The following is a 4929-nucleotide window of genomic DNA, read 5'->3' on the forward strand; positions in this document are numbered from 1 at the left end:
ATACATTCTTCGCCAGATCGAGCCCGACCGTGATAATCTCCGACATGACCGCTCCCCTTTGTGGATCGTTGCAGACCCACCTTGGCACATCAGATGCCGTCGGGGGGCGGTCACATCATCAGAGCCGTTGCGGACCCAGCGAATAGAATCAGTGCGTTACCAAGTTTCCCATTTGTATCCCAAAATCAGGAGCGCTGCTCCCCCAGTCTCACGACGAATCCAACACGTGAGTCGTCATGGGAAAGCTTCGCGCAGTCATGGATGGCGGATCCGGACAGCTTCGGCCGTCCCGATCCATGCCGACTGCCGGTGCCTACAGGAACGCGCGGCGGTGCCCCGAGGTGTCCGAGCAGGATCTTGCCGAGGCCCTGCGGGTGGCGGCCGAACTCCTTATCCAGGATCCGGTCTATCTTCCGATTTTCGAGCGCCTCGAACGTGAGAAGATGCTTGCCGATCGTCAAAATGAGGCAGTCGATCGCGCGAGGGCGATCATGGCAATTCACAGTGCGATTTCTTGAAGCAAGCCGGCGACCCTCGCGAGGGAAGCGCCCTGGCCATACCGCTCCCTGTCCAGCCGGTGACCCATGAGATCGCGGCGAATTCGTTCGTCGATACCCGCGGCCAGAAGGCGGTCTTCAAAACTGTGGCGAAGGGAGTAGAGCACATGGTCCGGCGTTTCCAGGAGGTGGTTCTCGCGCAGGAACTTGTTGATGGTATTCGTGAAGGATTGCTTGTTGCGATAGCGCGGAAAGCCGTCGCGGCTCTGCTTCATCGCCTCGAGCGACACGCCGGTCAGCGGGATCTTCCGGATGGAGTATCTGGATTTGACGTGGCGGCCCACGGGAAGAATCGCGATATGCGGAACGTCTGCGTCAAGATGAATATGGCCGGGCAAGAGCGCAGCAATCTCCGACGGGCGTGCGCCGGTATTGACCATGGTGAGGAGGATATTCCTCGCCTCGGAATTCAACCCCGCCAGCGCGTCGGGCTTAAGCAGCTTCTCGCGGATCCACTCGTCGCTGAAGGGCGGGCGGGCTCGCTGTTCTCCTTCCTTCAATGAGAGCTTGCCGATCGGGAGAGTCAGTCCCAGCCGCTTACCCTCGTTGACGGTCTGCAGAATGCTGGAGAGGTGCCCGATCTCCTTGTTGGCGCTGTTTGCGCTGACCTCTCCACCCGCCAACCGGTCCATCCACCATTGCCTGAAATCGAGCATGTCATCGCGGTCAATCTGGTCAAGTGGCTTGTCGCCGATGACCGAGATGAAGTTTTTCACCGCCTTTTTCCGAGGGTTGCGCCAGATGCGCTTCTGGTCGTCCGACATGCCGATGGTCTTGTCAGCCGCAAGGGACCAATAGGTCGCCAGGGCGCCGCTGACGCTGATCGTGGTGGGCTCAACGCCTCCGAGGAGGGCACGCGCTTCCACAGGATCGGGGCGTCCGCCGCTGCCACGGACCCGCTTGATCCGCTCGACAAGCTCCGGCAATGGAAGGGCAGCGACCTGTCGAGCCGGAAGGTAGCGGAGATTCCGTGCTGCGGCGAGTTGCCGCGCGGCCTCGAACCGTTCGCCGGCCTCCGTGCTTTCTCCGGCCAACCGAGCCTCCCAGGCCGCCATATGCTCGGCCCAGACCGCGACCGCCTTTTTCTGTGCTTCGGCGAAGCTGTCAGTGTGGAGTGCGACCCACACGATCTTCCGTCTGTCGACCTCGGCAAACCGGACGGGGACGCGTCGGCGCAGATACAGAAGCCCTTTGTTGCCTCTCGCAAGGATATCGGCCATGGGCGCTCTCAGATGCCGTGTGCAGCAAATTGTGCAGCAATGTGTGCAGCAGTTGAAGCGCATTCAAGAGCGATCAGAAGGAAAATCCCTTCCTTCTATCGTCTTACAGATGGACCTGAAGATGGAATTGGAGCGGGTGATGGGAATCGAACCCACGTATTCAGCTTGGAAGGCTGCTGCTCTACCATTGAGCTACACCCGCGTCAGCATGCGGCTTAGCCCAGCCCTGCCCTGCGCGCAAGCCGGGCCAGCCCCGCGATCCCGGCCGGCACGCGCCGCCCGGCCGGTGCCGTCGAGCCATCCGCTGGTGCCGTGCCCGCCGCGCCGGCGTCCCGCCTGCCACCCTCGCAGGCCCTGGCCGCGCGGGCCGCTTGACCGGCGGGCGGGCGGCGGGCAGTCAGGGCGCCATGATCGATAGCCGCCCCGTCATTCACGCGATTTCCAAGCTCGCCATCGCGATGGGCGGGCTGATGATCGCCCCGGCCGTGGTCGACTGGAACCAGGGCGGCCCAGGCGCGCAGGTCTTTGCCGTCACCGCCGCGGGGACCATCGTGCTGGGCCTCCTGGTGATGCTCGCGACCCGTCACCGCCAGGCCACGCTGATGCTGGAACAGGCGTTCCTGCTGACCTCGGGCCTGTGGCTGGTGCTGCCGGCGATCGGCGCCATCCCGATCCTCATGGGGGTGCCGGGGGCCAGCCTGACCGACGCGATGTTCGAATCGATGTCCGGGATGACGACCACCGGCGCCACCACCTTTCCCAAGCTGGCCGAGCTGAGCGACGGCGTCCATCTGTGGCGCGCGATCCTGCAATGGTCGGGCGGGCTGGGAATAGTCGTGGTGGCGATGGTGTTCCTGCCGGTGATGCGGGTCGGGGGCATGCAGTTCTTCCGATCCGAGGGGTTCGACACGATGGGCAAGGTCATGCCCCGGGCCGGCTCGATCGCCTCGGAACTGACCGAGCTGTATCTCGGCATCACGATCGTCTGCGCGCTGATCTATGCGGCGCTGGGGATGACCGGGTTCGACGCGGTGATCCACGCGCTGACCACCTGCTCGACCGGCGGGTTCAGCAATTACGACGCGAGCCTTGGCAAGTATTCCGGTCCGGCCGAACTCGTCGCGTCGCTGTTCATGTTCCTGTCCTCGATCCCGTTCATCCTGATGATCCAAGGGTTGCACGGCAGCCCCGGCGCGCTGTGGCGCGACAGCCAGATCCGGACATATGTGGCGATCATCGCCACGATCAGCGCGCTGATCATGGTCTACCAGGCGGTTTGGCTGGGGCTCTACCCATCGCTGGTCATGCTGCGCGAGGTGGTCTTCAACGTGATCTCGGTGATCTCGGGCACCGGCTATGCCTCGGTCGACGTCACCCAATGGGGGCATCTGCCCTTCGTGTTGCTGATCGTCGCGGGTCTGATCGGGGGGTGCACCGGATCGACCTGCTGTTCGATCAAGGTGTTCCGCTACCAGGTACTGTTCCAGGCGCTACGCGCGCAGCTCGCGCAGATGCAGTCGCCGAACCGCGTGCGGTTGCTCAGCCTGCACGGACGGCGGCTGGACCCCGAGGTGGTGAACTCGGTGATGGCGCTGTTCACGCTGTTCATCCTGACCTTCGGGGTGCTGATCGTGGCGCTGGCGCTGACCGGGCTGCACGCCCGCACCGCGCTGACCGCCGCCTGGACGGCGATCGCCAATGTCGGCCCGGCCTGGGGCCCCGAGGTGACGGCCAACGGCAGCGTGGCCAACTTCCCCACGACCGCCAAGTGGCTGATGATCGTGGGGATGTATCTAGGCCGGCTGGAGCTTATCACCGTCTTTGTCGTGCTGATGCCGCGGTTCTGGCGGCAATAGGACTACTGCGAGGGCGCGGCGGGGTCCGTGGCGGTCGCCGGGTCGGTGGCGGTTGCGGGGCCGGTAGCGGCCGCCGGGTCGGTGGCGGCCGCCGGATCGGTGGCGGCCGGGGCCTCCGAGGCAGTCGGCTCGGCGGCCTGCTGGGCGGCCGGCGCCGCGGGCTCGGCGGCAGGCTCGGCGGCCGGGGTCCGCGACAGGCTGTCGATCAGCTCGGCCGCGACGCGGGGCTGGTCGGCCTCGTCCATGACCGGCCAGATCAGCACCAACCCCTCGACGCGGCCATCGACGACCCGCGCCTCGGCCTGGCCGATATGGGTTTCGTTCCGGCCCTTGAGGCTGGCGTGGCCGTTGTCGATCTGCCGCTGGGGCGAGGGCACCCAGCCCAAAGCGGTGACGAGGCCGGTGAAGTCCAGCATCTCCTGCTGCCCGCCGGGCGCCGCATACAGGATCAGCGCCGCGCCCGAGCCGTCCTTCGGCCCATAGATCGACAGGCCCTGTTCGGTGCGGTCGAATTGCAGCCGGTCCATCGGCGCGGTCACCGACAGGCCCGATTGCGGGTCGTCGAGGCGGGTCAGGCCCATCTCGTCGCGCCAGGCCGCGCGGCGGTCGATCAGCGCCTGCATGGCGGTCGCTTCGTCGGGGGCGGCGCGCAGGGCCACGACCTCGGCGGCGATGGCGGCGCGGGTCTGCGGGCCGTCCTTGCCGTCGATCTTGCCATCGTAATGCCCGGCCCAGCGCAGGGCGCGCTGGATTTCCTCGAGCGGCGGCATCTCGGCGCTGCCCGGCCCGGGCAGGTCGGGGGCGCGGCCGGGGTCGACCTGGGTGCCCAGATCGGCGGCGGGCAGCACGGCAGCGGGCTTGCCGACCCGTTCCGCATTGCGGAACGCGCTCAGCCACGCCTCGGCGGTGGGCACCGGCATCGGGCCCAGCGTGACGGCGAAGGCGCCGTCCTTCTGCTGCCACAGCCCGGCCTCGGGGAAATCGGTGCGCCACTTGGCCAGCGCCGCGTCGGCGAGGTCGCGGCTTTCGAGCCGCTGGAGCCGGAGATAGTCGCCGGTCGGGGCGGGGTCGGCGGGCAGTGCTGCGGCGGCGGCTTCGGTCGCCGGGTCTGAGGGCTGGGCTTCGGTCGTGGCCGCCGCGGGGTCCGCCGGCTGCGCGTCAGTGGCATCTGCCGCAGGGTCCGCCGGCTGCGCCGCGGTGGCATCTGCCGCATCGGCGGGCAGCGCATCCGCGGTCGGTTCGGCGGCGTCGGATTCCGGCATCGCAGCCCCGTCCGCCGCCGCATCCCCAGCCTCC

4 protein-coding genes and 1 tRNA gene are annotated in these 4929 nt (G+C 67.0%); 2 read left to right on the plus strand and 3 right to left on the minus strand.

What is annotated here, in order from left to right; all coding sequences use genetic code 11:
• Positions 1 to 341: 341 nt before the first annotated feature.
• Entirely contained in the window at positions 342 to 518 is a 177-nt protein-coding gene (locus IC63_RS16445) for a hypothetical protein (protein ID WP_156965536.1), read from the plus strand.
• Here IC63_RS16445 and IC63_RS16450 read toward each other — a convergent pair.
• Both IC63_RS16450 and IC63_RS16455 read right to left on the minus strand, forming a co-directional pair.
• Entirely contained in the window at positions 500 to 1777 is a 1278-nt protein-coding gene (locus tag IC63_RS16450; protein ID WP_036722595.1) for a tyrosine-type recombinase/integrase, read from the minus strand. The genes IC63_RS16445 and IC63_RS16450 overlap by 19 nt on opposite strands.
• Before the next feature lie 128 nt (positions 1778 to 1905).
• Positions 1906 to 1979, minus strand: a tRNA-Gly gene (locus IC63_RS16455).
• Positions 1980 to 2184: 205 nt separating this feature from the next.
• Here IC63_RS16455 and IC63_RS16460 point away from each other — a divergent pair.
• Entirely contained in the window at positions 2185 to 3633 is a 1449-nt protein-coding gene (locus IC63_RS16460; protein WP_036722598.1) for a TrkH family potassium uptake protein, read from the plus strand.
• Between the two features lie 2 nt (positions 3634 to 3635).
• Here IC63_RS16460 and IC63_RS18305 read toward each other — a convergent pair.
• Positions 3636 to 4929 (minus strand): peptidoglycan-binding domain-containing protein (locus IC63_RS18305; RefSeq protein ID WP_156965537.1); only part of this gene is annotated, 1294 nt, incomplete at its 5' end.

The sequence above is a fragment of the Paracoccus sphaerophysae genome (assembly GCF_000763805.1).
In the GTDB taxonomy this organism is placed as follows: Bacteria; Pseudomonadota; Alphaproteobacteria; order Rhodobacterales; family Rhodobacteraceae; genus Paracoccus; species Paracoccus sphaerophysae.

Excerpts from the sequence above, each read along its gene's own strand:
- IC63_RS16450 (WP_036722595.1), bottom strand. The coding sequence starts at position 1,777 with ATGGCCGATATCCTTGCGAGAGGCAACAAAGGGCTTCTGTATCTGCGC.
- IC63_RS16460 (WP_036722598.1), top strand. The coding sequence starts at position 2,185 with ATGATCGATAGCCGCCCCGTCATTCACGCGATTTCCAAGCTCGCCATC.